This window comes from Streptomyces sp. NPDC001933, from assembly GCF_042890955.1.
Classification (GTDB): domain Bacteria; phylum Actinomycetota; class Actinomycetes; order Streptomycetales; family Streptomycetaceae; genus Streptomyces.
On sequence record NZ_JBIASS010000053.1, the window covers coordinates 1 to 16,320 of the forward strand.

Below are 16,320 nucleotides of genomic sequence, written 5' to 3' on the forward strand. Positions count from 1 at the left end.
GACGGCACCGAGGCCGCGGCCTTCACCGACCGCGCGTCGATGATCCCGGCCGTCGGCTCCGCCTCACGGCCTTCGCGTTCACACACCCATCCGCGTGCCAGTCCGCTCCGGATCGCCTGTGTCGAATACGCTGCGAAGACGTCCAACCTGGCGTCCTTGATAACGCGTACGCACAAGGGAATGCCGCTCAGTGGCAGCTCTTCACGTCGGCCCGTATGGCGCAGCTGCCGGATGTAGGAAGGGGTGTGGCATGAGGTCCCCAGGTGTGCACCTACGGGAGATCACCGACGACAACCGGGATGCCGTTCGTGCCCTCCGCGTCCGACGTGACCAGAAGCAGTTCGTCGCCTCCGTGTCCAAGTCGCTCAAGGAGGCGGCAAAGACGCCGGAGGCCAATCCCTGGTACCGCGCCGTCTACCGTGGCGACGAGCCAGTCGGCTTCGTGATGCTGTCGTGGAAACCGCCGGCTGGTCCTTTCAAAGGGCGGCACTTCCTCTGGCGCCTCCTCGTCGGCAAGCGGTACCAGAGGCGAGGGATCGGCCGAGAGACACTCACGCAGATCGCCGCCCTGGTTCGCGCGGACGGCGCCACCGAGTTGCTGACCAGCTACGAGCCCGGCGACGGCGAACCGTGGCCCTTCTACCAGAAATTCGGGTTCGAGCCCACCGGGGAGATCGACGACGGCGAGATCGTTCTGCGGCTCACCTTCCCCGCTCGGTGAACTCATACGGGAAGCCGCGATTTTGTGGGAGTCTTCGCTTCCCTGTCCGGGGTGGTTCTCGGTTCGTGTCCGGCCTTGGATGCTGTGGGCTGGGCTGATTCGGTTTCTTTCATGGGGTGTTGAGCGTTGATGGCCGGGTGCTGGTGTTGGACAAGCGGTGAGGATTAGCTGGTCACTGGGTGAGGATTACCTGGTCAGGGGGTGAGAGCTCCCAGGAGGAGCTGCGCGAGGCCCACCTCACCCGCCTCGCCGCCCAGCGCCTGGCCGTCGCCTGATAGCCCCGCAGCACGGCGCACGCCGCGCCAGGATCGCGTTCTCCGACTCCGCCGCCAAGCAGCTGGAGAACCTGACCGGCGAGGCGGAGATCCGCGCCCTGGACCGCACCCTGGTCGTCATCTCCGTCGACCCCGATGTCGGCGAGCCGATCCCCGGCGACACCGCCGGCCCCCAGCTGCGCCAGTACGCCGACGAAGTCGAGCGCGTACGGCTCCTGTACTGGGTCACCGCGCTGCGCACCTGGCGCTGCTCGTCCTTCTGGTCCTGCTGCACGGTGGGTCTGGCATGCAACGCAGCATTCGCACGACTCAGAGATCGCGCGGATAGGCGTGGTTGGCACCCCCGGCAGCGGAACGGGTACAGGTCCCGGTGATCATGGAGTTGCAACGCTCTGTGATCGCTGGGGGACCCGTGCCCGCGCTGCCGTCATGGCTGACCGAACCGCTCTGGGACCAATTCGTGGCCCTGCTGCCCGCGCGGCCGGAGTACCACCCGGACCATCCCCTCGGCTGCCGCCGTCGGCGCATCAGTGACCGCATCGTCTTCGACAAGATGCTGCAACTATTGCGCTTCGGCTGTTCCTACCAAGCGATCGCCGACACGACCTGCTCGGCCATCACGATCCGCAGCCGCCGCGACGAGTGGATACGACTCGGCGTGTTCGCCCAGCTCAAGGAGATCGCGCTGGACTCCTACGACCGCATCGTCGGCCTCGTCCTCGACCAGATCGCCGTCGACGGTTCCATCACCAAGGCTCCCGGAGGCGGCTAGGTCGCCGGTCGCTCACCGGTCGACCGCGGCGAACAGGGCCTCAAACGTTCGGGCATGACGGACGGGTACGGCATTCCACTTGGTCGTGTCCTGGCCGGTGCCAACCGCCACGACTCCCCGCTGCTCGCCCCGACCCTGGACCGTCTGGACGACCTGGGGCCGTTGCCCGACGACATCACCGTGCACCTGGACGCAGGCTACGACTCGGACAAGACCCGCGCGCTGCTCAGCGAACGCGGCCTGCACGGACGCATCGCACACAAGGGAGAGAAGGCGCCCATCCAGGCCAGTCAGCGCTGGCATGTCGAACGCACCCACGCCTGGCAGAACGCCTCCTACCGCCTCGCCTGCTGCTACGAGCGGCGCGCCACCGTCGTCAAACGCATTCTTCGACCTCGCCGACACGATCATCACCGTGCGCAGTCTGATCCGGCAGGCATGGACGACTCACCGCTGGGGCGGACGCCCGAATCGCCGACCGTGACCGCACGACCTCTTACAGGCTCGGGTAGAAGCCCGGAGCGCCCAGGTCCTCGAACCAGCTCGGTGGCTCGGGCGCGGTGAACGCGTTGGCCATCGCGTCCAGCCAGTCGGCGAACGTGGGGAAGTCCGGGGTGGAGTTGGCCAGGTCCTCCCAGTCCCCGCCCTCAACGTAGCGTGCGCGCCCTTTCTGATCGTCTTGGTGGTGGTAGTAGACCGGGTATTCGCCGCCTGCGTCCGGGCGGGTGACATCGAAGCACCAGACCGCCTCGCTGGCTGCGTCGGCCAGGGCGAAGCCGACCAGGTGGTTGGTGGACAGCCACGGGGCCTTGCTGCCACGCCCCACATGCTCGGGCATATGTACAAGTTCGGAGTTCAGCTCGGCGATGGCATCGTCACCGACGACGACGAACTCGATGTGCTCGCGTGCACAGGCAAAGGCGTTGTGCTCGGCGAGGAAAGCCCGGTAGCTCGGCGGAGCCGTCCAGTCGACGGTTCCGAAATGGGGCTTCAGTCCTGTCTCACGGCCGCGGACGGCTTCGGCGGAGGCGGGCTCCGACGCCGTGATGATGACCGTTCCGGCTTCGGCGGCGAGGCGAAGGATTGCCAGGCTCTCGTGTATCGACATCGCTATCCTTGATCGGGTGATCGTACGGCTGCGTGGGCGTGGCCCAACAGTTCTAGCCAGGTGCCTGATTACGGCGGATGACAGCGATCGGCAGGATCCGTAGAACTACATAAGACGATCACGTATCCAATTACGCAGTGTAACGTTCGAAGAACCCGAGCAGCCCGAGTGGGCAAGTCCTGACCCAGCCCGCAGACAGCCTCCATCCGCACCAATCCGCGTGGCCTCTCAGTCGGCACACCGGTGCTGCTCATGCAGCGCGCTCGCCCGGGGGCGGCCGGAGACCGGGCCGGCACCGTGCTGCCGCTCGTGGGCAGTCGGCGCCTGGTAGTAGCAGCGGGTCGTCGTTTGTTCTGGTCCGGCACGCTCGTCCCCAAGGCCGCGGACTCGACCGCCTCGAAGCGCCTGGAGGCAGCCGCCGGAGGTGGCGGACTACTGCGCTGCGCTGCTCGGCCGCGAGGCCGGCGAAGGCAAGGGCCGGGCGGAAGCCGGTAGCGGTGTGCGGAAGGACGGGGAGCGGGAGGAGAAGCCGGAAGCCGTGCGGCAGTCGACGACGAAGGCCTCGGACGTGTCGGCCGGGGCGGGTCCGCCGGGCGCTGACGCGACTCGGGCGCCGGGCCGCTCGCGGGCTCGAGGGCCGGCCCTCGCCCCACCCGGCCTAGAGGCGACACCACCGCCCAGTCGTCGGCGATCCGGTCCACGTCGAGGGCCCCGCTGCGGCCGGTGTGATGTTTTCGACCCGTCCGGCGCTGAGATGTACATGAACATAAAATTCAAACATGTGCCCGATTCCGCACGTCGTCTCGCTCTCGTCCTCGCACTCGCTGCCGTGCCCGTCGCCGCCGTCTCTCCCACAGCCCACGCCAAAGGATCCACGGCGCCAGAGGTCGTGCTGACCACACCGGACAGATACACGCCTGTCCAGGACGTGCTGTACGCCGCCGGAGATACCGGCTATCTCCACCGGCGGGAGACGGACGACGGCTCCACCGCCCCGTACCAGTGGCGCGGATACGACGGGACCGAGCGGACCGTCGAGAACTTCACCGGCCAACTGCCGGGTCAGCAGGGCTACTACGGGGCGGGGACGGACATCCTGCCCGTGCCCGTCGGTGCGAGCGGAGTCGTGCAGCTGCGGGACCCGGCGACGGGCGAGTCGACGCCGCTCACAGTGCCTGACGGTCAGTACACCATCGCTTCCTTCGGGCGAACCGTGCTGACGTTCTCGTACAACGAGGTGTGGCAGGTGGACAAGCTGCACATCCTCCGGCTCCAGGATGGCGCGACCACCGAAACCCCGGTCGAACCACCGCCGGGACTGCGTTTCGACCGGTACCCGGTCGCCGCCGGGGACGGGCAGCTGGCCGTCGTGAGGTTCACCCGCGCGCACACCATCGGCCTCGTCGACCTGACGACCGGCACCCTGACGCCCGTCTCCACCAACGTCGCCGTCGACGAGCCCTGGTCCGTCCAGGCCGCCGTCTCCCCCACCCACATCGCCTGGTACCAGAAAGGCATGAGCCAGGCCCGGGTGATCCGCCGCGACGACCCGTCCGGGGCACAGACCTCCGTCACCGTGCCGCCCTCCGACGAGGGCACCCCCGTCGTCGGACTGGCCGGCGAGTGGCTCCTCACAACCTACCGGCCGCAGGCCCCCACCGAGCAGAACCCTCCCGCGCGTCGGGGAGGCCCCCTCAAGGCCACCCCGCTCAGCGGCGGTTCACCCCTCACCCTGCTGGACGCGGCGCAGCCCGACCTGCCTCAGGTCCCCGGCGGCGGAGCGGTGACGGTAGGCGGCGCGCACGCCGGCGACTGGGCGGTGCGCCGGGTCGAGACCGGGCCGGACGGCCGCCCGACGCTGCGCACGCTCACCGAGGTACCCGCCGCGCCCGCCGTTCTGCGCGGCATCGCCCTCTCCGGTGGCCAGTTGGTCACCAAGGAGGAAGACAGCGGGCCGCGGCCCTCCTATCAGACCCGCGAGGTGACCCTCACCGGTACGCCGTCGGCGGGGGCACGCTCCGAGGTCACCACCGCCCCTCTCGGTGGCAGTTACGGCCAGCCGCTGGGCGCGGGGGACGGTTCGGTCGTCCATGTACGGTACGACGAAGCCTCTCAGCGGGACGTCCTGGTCCGCGCAACGGCGGGCGGTACGCGCACCGAGGTCGTGCCCCTCGACCGCACCATGCCGCCGACCTCGGGCCGCGGCCTGCGCGACGCCGCCGGGCGGTACGCGGTCTACGGAGGTGGCGACGAGCGGGTGGTCGTCGATTTCGAAGCACCCGGTGGCGGGGCGGTGGTCCAGCAGCTGAAGACCCCGGCGGCCGCGCTCAGGGGATCCACGCTGTGGACCACGGACGGCACCGGCGGCCGCGTCGAGGCGCGCGATTTGGTCTCCGGCGCGATCACCCCGTACACGGTCGGCGCCTCGTGCGTGATCCGCGACATCCAGGTCGCCGGGCGCTGGATGTACTGGGACTGCCTGGGCCAGGACACGACCGGCGACCAGTCGACCCCGTTCGGCGTGTACGACCTGAAGTCCGGTGCCAGCATCAGTCTGCCCAAACGCGGAAAGCTCGGAGACGGCTTCCTCGTCAACCACGACACAGCCGCGGGCAAGCTGCAGCTCACCGACTTCCGCACCGGCACCGTCGCCGCGCCCCGGACGCTGGCAGACCTGTCCGCCGCGACCGGCTGGAAGAACTACGACGTGGACAAGTTCGGCAGCGGAATCGCATGGCTGGACGCCGACGGCACGGCGCACGTCACTTCGAGCGGTACGCCGGCCCTCAGTTCGGGTCTCTGACCCGGGTACGGGCGGCGCCACCCTGCCGCCGCCCGCGGCGTACCCGTGACGAGGGCGCTGCATGACCAACTGGATCAAGACCACCCAGCGCAAGTGCGCCACGTCGTCCCGGTGACGGTCCGGGTCCGCCCCGGCGGGGGCCGCTGATGTGGCAGGTGACCGGCAGAGAGCTGGAGGGGCCGATGGCGTCGGCGGAGTACGCGGTCTTCCAGGCCGGCCGCGGGGCAGAAAAGGCAGAGCAGGGGCAGTCCCTGGACGGGGCACCAGTAATCCTGGCCGTTGACATCTCCCGTTACGGCGCCGCCTGGATGCGGCCGGCCCGGGTGTGGGCTGGCCGCCTCGCCGTGTACGAGGACTTCGGGGCCGGGTACCCGTTCGCGGCAGTCGGAGTCTTCCGCCAGAGTCTGACGAAATCAGCTGTCCTTGACGCGGCCGTCGGCATCCCCTCGCATATCGCCCGGACGCGCGCCGGACGGTCCTCGGCCGGGGCGAGCGTCTCGGGTGGACGGTCGCCCCGGCCGATTGACCTTCCGGCGCCGCAACGGCGGGACCGGACGCTATCCGGTGTCCCCGCCCTCTCTTCAGCTTGCCGCCCCCGGTGTCCTGTTCTTGCGGGTCTCGAAGTCCATCGCACCCCTTGAACCGAGGTGTTGCGACAACCGCTAGAACTCAGGGGGATCCGGCGAGGCTCTCGCGCGGTCAGGTCAGGCGCAGGTGTCGAGCATCTGTGCCAGGGCGGTGGGGTTGGCGGTGAGGTGGTAGTGGGCCTTCACGTTGATCCAGGCGCGGCTGTAGGTGCAGTGGTACGACTGCAGCGGGGGCTTCCAGTTCCCGGCGCCGGCCGACGGCTGACCGCTCGCCCTTATTCCTCCTCTTCCTCCGCGTCGCCGATGGCGACGCGGAGGTTGTGCATGCTTTGCTGGACCTCGATCACGGACACCTCGGCCCGGCCGAGGGCACTCCGGACGCCTTCCACATCGCCGTGGGGGCGAAGGTGAGCACCGAACGTGTCCGCCGAGACCACGATGGCCATGGACGCGGCCGATTGCCCTGGGAAAGTCTCGTCCTCGTCGAGCCCCAAGAGCTGCACCCCAGTGCGATGCAGCCGGTTGACCAGCACATTGTTCGTCATGCCAGAGTCCGGACCCGCCTCCTCGATCCATCCCAGCAGCACTTCGCCTTCGTCCTCGTCACTGCCCAGCCGGGTCGCGGCGGTGATCTCCAACTCCACTTTGGCCAGCAGGGCACCGAGCAGCCGCCGGCGGTCCTCATCCTGCGGACCTTCGGGCCGCATCTCCGGATCGAAGAGCGGCTCGGCTCCCAAAGCCACCAGGGCTCGATCGATCTGGTCTGCGCTCACCGGGTACTCGCTGCTGATGCTCACGCTTTCAGCATCACCGCACGCGACTGCGAACGCCCGCACCAACACCGCCCGGTGCTTCGGGGACCAGGCCGTAGTTCGGATCAACGGGCCGGATCAGGAGCACGCACTCATGGGCGCCGTAGCGACAGGCCCTCGTCAGGCAGGCCGTCCGCGGGATTCAGGCCCCGCGGGCGGCGTCCGCCCGCTGGAGAGTTTGGTACAGGTGCCACAGCGTCACGGCAGGGAGGAGCCCGCCGAGCTGGTCGGCGGCCCTCAAGTGAGCAACGCCGGACATCAATTCGGCCTTGGCGCGGGAGGCGGTCTCGTCGTGAAAGGTTCCTGCAGCCTCTTCCAAGAGGTCGGCCAGCTCGGCGACGCCTGGACCGTCCGGCACTACACCGCCCCACCGAGCCGCGGCGCCGCTGAGCTTGATGATGATGCGGCCTCGTGCTCCGGCCAGGCGCAATGAGAGATCTTCGTTGATCACATGCGACATCCTCTCCTATGCCTGGCTGCGAAGCAGGAATTCGGCAGAGGGTGCACCACCTCGCGGGCAGAGGACGGCTCGCCACAGGTGTCTCAGAGGGCCGGGCCGCGCCGCTGGCAGCGTTTGCAGTTGCGGCCGCTCTTTGGGCTCGGTCGTGATGCCTGCCTTGTTCGACTCCGTCAGGGCTTGTTGAAGCAGGGCATACACCTTGCTTCTTTGGGGCTGGGCGGTGATGCATGCCGCGCTCGCGTCGGCACCACAGGCAGCACCCGCGTAAGCCTCCAGATACCGCGCTGACGTCGCTACCCTGCCCGCCGCGTCCCAACCATCCAGGAAGGCGGTGAGGCTGCGGCGCGCCGCTCTTCCTCCCGGACAGACTGGCGGGCGACAACGCAGCAGTCGACGTACGGGGCGGCGGTGAGGACCAGACGCTGGAGACCCTCTGTCAGTGGTGCCTGATATCTGCTGTCCTGTCAGATACGCCGCGAGCATGCCGGATCGCCCGGAGACGCGATTCATGCCTTTCACCGCGCTGCACCCTGAACTGGGCCGCCTCGACTCAACCCTCCCCGGCCTCGGACACGGCCTGGAATGGGGCCGGATCCACAAGGCTCGTCCCCGCGTCCCGCTCACCTGCCCGGACTGTTCCTGGGGCCTGCACCCGAAGGTCTCCCGGTACGGGGTCCGGTACTTCTGTCACGCCCCGGAACGGCCGGAGTCGTGTGAGCTGCTGAACAGTCGTGGGAGCACCACATGTTCAAGTTGGAGATGGCGGGCGCGATCCGGGCGGCCGGGTGGTTCGCGGCGCTGGAGGTGCCGGCCGAGGACGGGTCGTGGCGGGCGGACGTCATGGCCTCGTCTGCGGACGGGAGCCGGCGCATGGCCTGGGAGGCGCAGCTGTCGCAGATCACGGTGGCCGACATTGCTGATCGCACCGTTCGGTACGCCGACGAGGGGATCCGGGTGTGTTGGGTGCACCCGGGCGCGCGGCCGCCGCAGTGGATCAGTGCGGTGCCGGCCTTTCGTGTCCGGGCGCCGAGGGACCGGGGGCAGCCGTGGGTGGTGGACGACGGGCTCGCCGGGTTTGTCTACCGGAGCGGGCGGTGGAAGTTCCGTGAGGAGACGCTGGAGCGGTTCGTGCGCTGGGCGTTGGAGGGGCAGCTGGTTCCTGCCAGGTGCTGCGCCGGTACCGGCGGGTGTACCGGGTTGTTGATGGTGAGCGGCGTCGGTTCAAACGGGATCAGTGGTGGACCTCGAAGCGGTCGGTCGCAGATCAGGACAGGCACGAGGCGATGCGGCAGCGGCAGGAAGCCGAGCGGGAGGCCCGCCAGCAGGAGCAGGAGGAGGCCGCGGAACGGCGCCGGAAGGAACTGGAGGAGCAGGAGCGGGTACGGAAGGCCGAGGAGGACGAACGTCAGCGGCTGCAACGGGAGGAGGAGCACCGCGTTTTCATGGAACAGACGCGGCGGCGGTGGGCGGAGGAGGAAGCGCGCCGGGAACAGGAGCGGGTGGAACGTGAGGCACGTCTCGCCCGTGCGCAGGCCGAGCTAGAGGAGCGGGAGCGCCAGGACCTGGAGACCGCGCGGGCGTGGTGGGGCCGGCTGTCGCCGCAGCAGCAGACCGAGCTGTTCGCCGCCGTCGCCGAGTACGCCTGGCGGACGTCGAACCTGCGGGTGGAGATCCCGGAGAAACCGATGATGTGGCCGCAGTACGCCCACGGCGTCCCGGCCCACGTGACCGACAAACGGCGGACACTGTACGGAATCGTGCGGCCCTGCCCCGGCCTGGCCGCCGCCTGCCCCAAGCTCGCGGAGGAACTCGTCCTGGCCCGCAGCGCCCAGGAAGCGCGCGAACTCGCCGACACCCTCCCCCAGAACCGGATCGTCCACCTCGACCTGCCCGAGCACGAGCAGCTCACCATGTGCTGAGGCACCCACCGGGACCGGGGTCACCCTGTCCCCACCGGACACGGGGCACTGAAACACTGAGTGCAACGCACCCCCTCGTAGCCCAACTCCTGAGTGTCTTCGCAAGTCAAGATGCAACGCGTAGCCGGGTTGCGCCCCGCGTTTCAAGGCCCACCAGGCGGGCGGGAGCACTCTCTGGCCCTTGACGGCCTTGGACTGGCGTACTGACCATCGGTCAAGCCGTTGTCGCTAAGTACTTGATCTTGATCTTGCAGTCCCGGAACGTCTGGTTGCTGGTCTCCGCACGGAGCCGAGGCCATTGACACTTCCCGTGTCGCCGACCACTGACGCCCCTGCGACAGCCCCAGCCCCAGCCCGACACCTTCCTCAGCTACGGTGCGCCGAGTTCGAAGACCGGTGCGCGAAGGAGTAAGTGATGAACACGGTGGGAGCCCCGACGGGCGCGGGCTCGGTGAAGCGCCGGCTGGGTGTGTCCGACGCGGTGGTGATCGGTCTGGGCTCCATGATCGGGGCCGGGATTTTCGCCGCCCTCGGCCCGGCGGCAAGGGCTGCGGGCTCCGGTCTGTTGCTGGGCCTGGCACTGGCCGCGGTCGTGGCCTACTGCAACGCGACGTCCTCGGCCCGGCTGGCCGCCCTCTACCCACAGTCCGGCGGCACCTACGTCTACGGCCGCGAACGCCTGGGCGACTTCTGGGGCTACCTGGCCGGGTGGGCGTTCGTCGTCGGCAAGACCGCCTCCTGCGCGGCCATGGCCTTGACCGTCGGCGCCTACCTGTGGCCTGGCCAGGCCCACGCGGTGGCCGTGGCCGCGGTAGTGGCGCTGACCGCGGTGAACTACGCCGGGGTGCAGAAGTCCGCGCTCCTGACCCGCGTCATCGTCGCGGTCGTCCTGGCCGTGCTCGCCTCCGTGGCCGTCACCGCCCTGACCTCTGCTGGCGCGGACGCCTCCCGGCTGGACATCGGTACGGACGCCACCGTCGGCGGGGCGCTTCAGGCAGCCGGTCTGCTGTTCTTCGCCTTCGCCGGGTACGCCCGCATCGCCACCCTCGGGGAGGAAGTCCGCGATCCCGCCCGCACCATCCCACGCGCCATCCCGATCGCGCTCGGCATCACCCTCGCCGTCTACGCCGTCGTCGCGATCGCCGTCCTGACCGTGCTCGGCCCGGCCGGGCTTGCGGACGCCACCGCCCCGCTGTCGGACGCCGCACGGGCCGCGGGCGCCGACTGGCTGGTGTCCGTTGTCCGGGTGGGCGGCGCCGTCGCCGCGCTCGGCTCACTGCTCGCGCTGATCCTCGGGGTCTCCCGCACCACCCTGGCCATGGCCCGCGACCGGCACCTGCCACACGCCCTGTCCGCCGTCCACCCCCGCTTCGGTGTTCCGCACCGCGCCGAACTGGCCGTCGGAGCCGTCGTCGCCCTGCTCGCCGCGACCACCGACGTACGCGGGGCGATCGGCTTCTCCTCCTTCGGCGTCCTGGCCTACTACGCCGTCGCCAACGCCTCCGCCTGGACTCTCACCGAGGAAGAGGGCCGACCGAACCGCCTCGTCCCCGTCATCGGCCTGGCCGGCTGCACGCTCTTGGCCTTCGCCCTGCCGCTGAGCACTGTCATCTCCGGCACCGCAGTCCTCATCCTCGGGGCTGCCATCTACGGCCTGCGGAAGGCCAGGACCACTAGCTCTCGCGGCTGACGCTGTCATGGCGGTCCCCCGTACCGACGCCGCCGTCCTGCCGCCCAGGTCTTGAACCATGGGCCGTACGCTCCGGGCGCCGGGCGGGGGATGTGACGGCCTCTGCTCGGGCGCCTGAGCAGGGGGCGACTCCTCCCTACGCCCTCTCACTCCGGCTCCTCCTGCGCGTCGCCGATGGCGATGCGCAGGCCGTGGATGCCCTGCAGGACTCCGATGACGGATGCCTCCGCCCGGCCAAGGGCTTGCCGCACGCCTTCCGTATCACCGCGCTGGAAGCGGAGGTGGGCGCCGAATGCATCCGCTGCGGCCATCACGGCCATGAAGGACGCCGCCCGACCCGGGGGCGTCTCCTCCTCTTCGCCGATGAGCTGCAGCCCAGTGCGCAAGGTCGCCGGGTCCAGGCCCTGCTGGACGGCGACGGCCTCGGGCTCGGTGCGGGCCCGCTCCACGTCCTCCGACGACATGACCGCGACCGCCCCGCGGGCCCGTGCCTTGGCAACCTCCGAGGTCAGCGTCTCCGCGACGACCTTCTGGTACTCGGTGATGTTGCCGCGGTTGCAGAGCATGTAGGTGGCCGCGGTCTTCTCGGTGTGCGCGACCGGTTTCTGGTGCAGCTCGATGAACGTCAGCCGCAGAAGGTCCAACCGAAGCGGCAGCGGGACCGGGTTCCCCTTCTCGTCGGGCTCGTCCCGCGTCAGGCCGTGGGCGTGTCCCAACCGGGCGACCGGCAGCGCGTTGCCCGACAGCGGGCGAATGCCCCGGCCGGTGGCCTGGCCGCCGGACGCGGCATAGCCGACCAGGAGCCGGTTGCCTCCCGCCATGGCCCGAGAGCGGGCGGTCAGCTCATGCAACAGCAGGTAGAGGCCGAAGGGCGTGTGCAGTTCGTCCCGGGTGGAGGTCACCTCGGGCGACTCCGGGACGCTGATCCAGTCCGGGACGTCCGTCAGTGCGAGGTTCATGTAGGCGCGTCGGCCCCGGCGGAGCTTGCGCAGATCGACGATCGCCATGCCTGCCGCCCCGCTGTAGCCATCCGCGCGGTGGTGGGCCGCCGGGGTCTTGACGATGACATCCGGGTTCTCGCCGGTCATCACGCCCAGCAGCACCGCGCCGGCCGCCAGCTCGGCCACGGTCAGATGAAGCCAGGACGAGTCCGTCGAAGGACCAGCCGGAGTCATACCGGTGTACCTGCCAGCAGCGAGCATCGTTCTCCCCCACGAGAACGAGAACGACACCGAGCAACAACAGTCACTGGATACAGAACGGCCGCCTCGCACCACAGCTCCAGCCGGACCGGCTGCCCCGCCTGCCGGTCGACCCGGTAGCCGTCCGCAGCCGCCTTCAGACAGTCCAGAAGTCCGGCGGACCGGTGGACGGCTGAGGGGCCGGGACCGCAACCTGGGTGTCGTCCCGGATCGCCTCCCAGTCGATCCGGCCCGCACGGCGGGCCATGCCGACGTACTCGCACATCCGCTTGTAGTCCCGCTCGGTCTTGGCAAGCGCACCGTCGCTGAAGAGCACGTAGAAAAGCTGACGGAGGGATACCGGGAGGTGATCGCGGTAGCGGTCGAGAACCGATTCAACGGCGACCAGCACCCGTACGGTCTCCCGCTTGGGCCGCCAATCCGGCTGAGGTCCACGAGGGCGCTTGTTCGGCATCAGGACTCCTCATCTTCAGAGTCCGCCATGGCGTCCTTTTCTTCAAGGTGCCGCTGGCCTGGCCTTTCACTCCGGAGGCTGGGGTGTGTCGCGTCCGCGGTTGAGCTGGGCCATGGGTTGGCCGCGCGGGCGGCGGCGAGGTCGTCGTCGCGGTCCTGCAGCGTGAGCTCCAGGTCGACGACCTGCTGTTCGAGGGGGGGTGATCCGGGCCCGGATCTGTTCGACGTCGTCGGGGCCGCCGATGCCGGACTCGCGCCAGACCTGCTCGCCCAGGACCTCGCTGAGGCGGGCCCCAGGCAGCACGGAAGGCCTACCCGGGGTCAGACCCGACGGCCGCACCATCGCTGCCTGGGTAGAAGGACCTCCGGGTCCACGGCTGGGGCGGAGAGGACCTGATCTAGCAGTTCCCACTCAGGTCGGGGTCTTGGACGTGGACCGCACCTGTCTTATCGACGTGCAGGAATTCGGCCTTTCCGTCTCCATCGACGTCGGCGAACTGAATCTCCTCAGGAGGGGCGCCGCTGTCCGGCGTGATCTGGCAGATCTCGTCGATCTTGAAGCCCGATTCCGCACCGCTTAGGTTGAGCCAGGCCCGCGCGCTGCCCTGAGGGGTGATGAGGATCAGGTCGGCATGCCCGTTTCCGTCTAGGTCGGCAACCCTCATTTCACGGTTGAAGACGTACTTGTTGAAACTCGTGGGAGGGGACCATTTCAGACGCCAATGGCCACTCTCGTCCACGTGGCCCCGGTTGAACCAGACTGTTACCTTGCTGTTCGGTTCAATCCACAGGTAATCGACACGTCCGTCTCCATCGATGTCAGCGAACTGGATCTCCTTAAGGCCCACCACGCGGTTAGCGGTATCGTTCAAGGGAACGTTGGCGTTGCCGTTGTACCTGTCCATACACATGCGGGCGCCTTCCGGTTTCTCTTTGATCCAGGTGTGGAAGGTCACCCCGCCGGTCTGATCGACCACCATGCAGTCAGGCCGGCCGTCACCGTCGATGTCGCCAAAGCGCAACGCGGCGCCGTCCGCGCCGGGCGCAGGGACGTACGAGTTGTTCCCCTCCTTCCCGGAACGCAAGCGCTTCGCCTTGACGCCGCCGTTCCACCAAAACTTCCAGTCCTGGTTCTTGCTGACCGTGACATATTCGGCCTTCTTGTCGTCGTTGATGTCGACCAACCAGAACTTGTTCGTTGCGGGAAACTCCTCAGGCGGGATGACGCCGCTGTCATTCTGCGTCGGGCTCGAAGTGCTCGAACCGGTGCCTGCGACAGGTGGTTTGAGGTCAGCAGCAGTTGATTTGTCGCTCGCTCTCCACGGCATCGGGGCGAAATACAGGATCGAGGCAACGGCCGTCAGGGCGGCGACCGAGGCGATCACGATCACTCGCCGCCGTCTCCTGGAGGGTTTTTCCGTGGCCGTGGCCGTGTTAGGCATGAAGGGCTCTGCCGCCGATTCGGGCTCGGGCACGTACGGCTCGCTGCGTGTGGCGAGGATGAGACGGCGGAGGGCGGTGAATGTCCGATGCCGGGGCGAATCGGCCTTGAGGATGCTGGAATGGTCGCCCGGCAGAGCGGAACTGTCCGGGAAGACGGACTGTGCCGAGGCGCGGGACACCACGCCATCGCTCTCGCCCGCGTAGACCGACACCCGGATGGGACAGGTCCGGTCGGTGACCGCAGTGGCATGCACGACATCACGTACGACTGTGCGCAGGGTCGCGCTTACCTGGTCGTTCAGCGGGCGGAGATCCTTCTCCTGCGGATGGCGCACGCCCAGTGCACGCCGTCGTAACGAGAGCAGCAGTTCGGAACCGTTGCTCGGGCATGCGAGCATGACCAGCCGCTGGATCCGGGCGAGTTCGCCGCCTCTGCCATCATGGAGCATGCGGGCCAGATAGCGCTGAGCGACCAGCCCACCCTGGCTGTGGGTCACCAGGATCAGCTGGTCGAATGCGCCAGCTTCCGTGGCCAGGTACTCCTTGAGACTGTCGGCGACCGTGTCGATCGACGGGAAGACCCGCAGCGGACTGACCGGCAGCAGCCCAGTCGCGTACTCGAACGTCAGCGGTTCGACGAACCCGAGCCCCCGGTCCGCGGCGATCAGCTCGCGCAACGGCTCCCACACCTTCGGCCCGGACATGATCCCGTGAACCATGACCAGCCCCAGTCGGCTGTCCCCCACAATGCCGATCCTCTCTCCACACGATGGAACGTCACCATCATCCCTTCCCGGATCCCTTTCCTCACGTACAACGCGGGAGTGGCCAAAAGCCCCCTCTGCAACGCCCGAAAGCCTGTGGCAGTGTCGGGGATCCCTCACCACCCATGCCAGAGAGTCCCTATGGACGCCCGACGCCCACTCCGTCCTCTACGGCGTAGGGACAAGCCTCCTGAATGCTCACCTTCACAACGCCGCTTCGACCTACTGGGAACACATGGTCGCCAAGTGCGAGCGGCTGCTCGGCGACGAACACCCCCACACCCTGACCACCCGCGGCAACCTCGCCGCCTCCTACCAGCAGGCAGGGCGCACCGACGACGCCATCAACCTGCTCAAACAAGCCCTCGCCGAGTACGAGCGACTACTCGGCAACGAACACCCCGATACTCTTCTGCTCGTGATGTTCTGTCCCGGTGGCGGTCGGCGGGGGATGGTCTTGGGGAGTCCCCGTTGTAAAGAGGGACCGTTGGCCCCCACCACCGGCGGGTGGCCAGGCGGTCGAGTGCCACCGTCCGGCCTTTCAGCTGTTCCGATAGTGCCGCCCTGTTTGGCCGGGTGCCTACTTGTACCAGTAGCGGACACCGCCGTGGGGCTGCAGGTACCGCGGAACGTCTTCGAGGTGCTGTAGGTCCCGTCCTTGCACTGCGCGGTGACGCCCGCCCTGTCGGGGCGTGGGTGGGCGCCGTTGCGTGCGCAGGTGGCGGATGTGCCGTTGGAAGTCTTTACCGAGGCGGAGACACGGGACTTGCTGACTGCCCGGGGCGTGACCGAGCTGGGTGTGGTGGAGGCGGTGCTTCAGCTTTCATTGGGGCTGCCGCTGCTCGTGGAACTCCTCGCCCTGGCCCGTCCCGGCACCTGGTCCCGCAGGCCACCAGTGCGGCCAGACGCAGTTGCTCTCAGGCCCCGCCATCGTCCGGCAGCAGCGGTCATGGCCTCAGCACCACTCACCAGGTTGAACAGGGCTTTCATCAGTGCCGGCCCCAGCCGCTGGCGGGCCAGGCCAGCACGTCACCTATCCAGTGATCACTAACGGATTTGCCACCCGCGCAAGACCCGCCTTGGGAGGGGCGGGTCTTCGGGGCACGGAGGCGGGGCAAAGGTGTGCCTACGCCTCGGCGACGGCATCCATGGCGGCGGACAGCTGCTCCAACACCCTTACGGTCTCAGCGAATTGCTCCTTGCCCAGCTCGGCGGCGAGCCGGTCGGCGAGCGCGGCGTGGCCGGGATCGATGCGCCGGACCGCGGCGCGCCCCTCGTCGGTGGGGCGCAGCAGCTTGGCGCGGCGGTGGG

11 protein-coding genes and 3 pseudogenes are annotated in these 16,320 nt (G+C 68.6%); 7 read left to right on the top strand and 7 right to left on the bottom strand.

Translation table 11 applies throughout. From position 1 onward, the window contains the following. Positions 1-250 precede the first annotated feature (250 nt). From ACFYY7_RS43290 to ACFYY7_RS43300, 3 genes and pseudogenes are all read left to right on the top strand, one after another. Entirely contained in the window at positions 251-721 is a 471-nt protein-coding gene (locus ACFYY7_RS43290; protein ID WP_388671303.1) for a GNAT family N-acetyltransferase, read from the top strand. A 274-nt stretch (positions 722-995) separates the two neighbouring features. Beyond that, a pseudogene (locus ACFYY7_RS43295) lies at positions 996-1,238 on the top strand (hypothetical protein); the annotation flags it as partial. A 170-nt stretch (positions 1,239-1,408) separates the two neighbouring features. Continuing rightward, positions 1,409-2,252: pseudogene (locus tag ACFYY7_RS43300) on the top strand (IS5 family transposase). A gap of 12 nt (positions 2,253-2,264) precedes the next feature. On the opposite strand, the gene ACFYY7_RS43305 reads toward ACFYY7_RS43300, so the two are convergent. Next, positions 2,265-2,876, bottom strand: a complete 612-nt coding sequence (locus ACFYY7_RS43305; RefSeq protein WP_388671306.1) for an SMI1/KNR4 family protein — start codon at positions 2,874-2,876, stop codon at positions 2,265-2,267. A 781-nt stretch (positions 2,877-3,657) separates the two neighbouring features. On the opposite strand from ACFYY7_RS43305, the gene ACFYY7_RS43310 reads away from it, so the two are divergent. Continuing rightward, the gene (locus ACFYY7_RS43310) at positions 3,658-5,679 is read left to right on the top strand and encodes a hypothetical protein (RefSeq protein WP_388671309.1); all 2,022 of its coding nucleotides are present in this window, start codon (positions 3,658-3,660) and stop codon (positions 5,677-5,679) included. An 862-nt stretch (positions 5,680-6,541) separates the two neighbouring features. Here the strand turns inward: ACFYY7_RS43310 and ACFYY7_RS43315 are convergent. Continuing rightward, positions 6,542-7,063: a hypothetical protein gene (locus ACFYY7_RS43315; protein WP_388671312.1), complete on the bottom strand. Its 522-nt coding sequence runs from the start codon at positions 7,061-7,063 to the stop codon at positions 6,542-6,544. Positions 7,064-7,220: 157 nt separating this feature from the next. Continuing rightward, positions 7,221-7,529 carry a hypothetical protein gene (locus ACFYY7_RS43320; protein ID WP_388671315.1) on the bottom strand — a complete coding sequence of 103 codons (309 nt, stop codon included), beginning with the start codon at positions 7,527-7,529 and terminating at the stop codon, positions 7,221-7,223. A 1,292-nt stretch (positions 7,530-8,821) separates the two neighbouring features. Here ACFYY7_RS43320 and ACFYY7_RS43325 point away from each other — a divergent pair. Both ACFYY7_RS43325 and ACFYY7_RS43330 read left to right on the top strand, forming a co-directional pair. Continuing rightward, positions 8,822-9,457 (top strand): hypothetical protein, encoded by a 636-nt coding sequence (locus ACFYY7_RS43325; protein WP_388671318.1) that lies wholly within the window; start codon positions 8,822-8,824, stop codon positions 9,455-9,457. A 415-nt stretch (positions 9,458-9,872) separates the two neighbouring features. Next, the gene (locus tag ACFYY7_RS43330) at positions 9,873-11,147 is read left to right on the top strand and encodes an APC family permease (protein ID WP_388671321.1); all 1,275 of its coding nucleotides are present in this window, start codon (positions 9,873-9,875) and stop codon (positions 11,145-11,147) included. A 146-nt stretch (positions 11,148-11,293) separates the two neighbouring features. Here the strand turns inward: ACFYY7_RS43330 and ACFYY7_RS43335 are convergent, their stop codons facing one another. The 3 genes from ACFYY7_RS43335 to ACFYY7_RS43345 form a co-directional block, all read right to left on the bottom strand. Next, on the bottom strand, positions 11,294-12,322 hold the full coding sequence (locus ACFYY7_RS43335) for a hypothetical protein (RefSeq protein WP_388671324.1): 1,029 nt from the start codon (positions 12,320-12,322) through the stop codon (positions 11,294-11,296). 163 nt (positions 12,323-12,485) lie between these two features. Further along, the gene (locus ACFYY7_RS43340) at positions 12,486-12,803 is read right to left on the bottom strand and encodes a hypothetical protein (protein ID WP_388671327.1); all 318 of its coding nucleotides are present in this window, start codon (positions 12,801-12,803) and stop codon (positions 12,486-12,488) included. A 397-nt stretch (positions 12,804-13,200) separates the two neighbouring features. Further along, on the bottom strand, positions 13,201-14,991 hold the full coding sequence (locus tag ACFYY7_RS43345; RefSeq protein WP_388671330.1) for an FG-GAP-like repeat-containing protein: 1,791 nt from the start codon (positions 14,989-14,991) through the stop codon (positions 13,201-13,203). A 1-nt stretch (position 14,992) separates the two neighbouring features. On the opposite strand from ACFYY7_RS43345, the gene ACFYY7_RS43350 reads away from it, so the two are divergent. Further along, a complete protein-coding gene (locus ACFYY7_RS43350) occupies positions 14,993-15,658 on the top strand; it encodes a tetratricopeptide repeat protein (RefSeq protein ID WP_388671333.1) in 666 nt (221 codons plus the stop codon). Between the two features lie 477 nt (positions 15,659-16,135). Here the strand turns inward: ACFYY7_RS43350 and ACFYY7_RS43355 are convergent. Continuing rightward, a pseudogene (locus ACFYY7_RS43355) lies at positions 16,136-16,320 on the bottom strand (MarR family transcriptional regulator); the annotation flags it as partial.

Coding starts and splice junctions, on each gene's coding strand:
- ACFYY7_RS43330 (WP_388671321.1), top strand. CDS start 9,873: ATGAACACGGTGGGAGCCCCGACGGGCGCGGGCTCGGTGAAGCGCCGG.
- ACFYY7_RS43350 (WP_388671333.1), top strand. CDS start 14,993: ATGCCGATCCTCTCTCCACACGATGGAACGTCACCATCATCCCTTCCC.
- ACFYY7_RS43305 (WP_388671306.1), bottom strand. CDS start 2,876: ATGTCGATACACGAGAGCCTGGCAATCCTTCGCCTCGCCGCCGAAGCC.
- ACFYY7_RS43340 (WP_388671327.1), bottom strand. CDS start 12,803: ATGCCGAACAAGCGCCCTCGTGGACCTCAGCCGGATTGGCGGCCCAAG.
- ACFYY7_RS43335 (WP_388671324.1), bottom strand. CDS start 12,322: ATGACTCCGGCTGGTCCTTCGACGGACTCGTCCTGGCTTCATCTGACC.
- ACFYY7_RS43290 (WP_388671303.1), top strand. CDS start 251: ATGAGGTCCCCAGGTGTGCACCTACGGGAGATCACCGACGACAACCGG.
- ACFYY7_RS43325 (WP_388671318.1), top strand. CDS start 8,822: ATGCGGCAGCGGCAGGAAGCCGAGCGGGAGGCCCGCCAGCAGGAGCAG.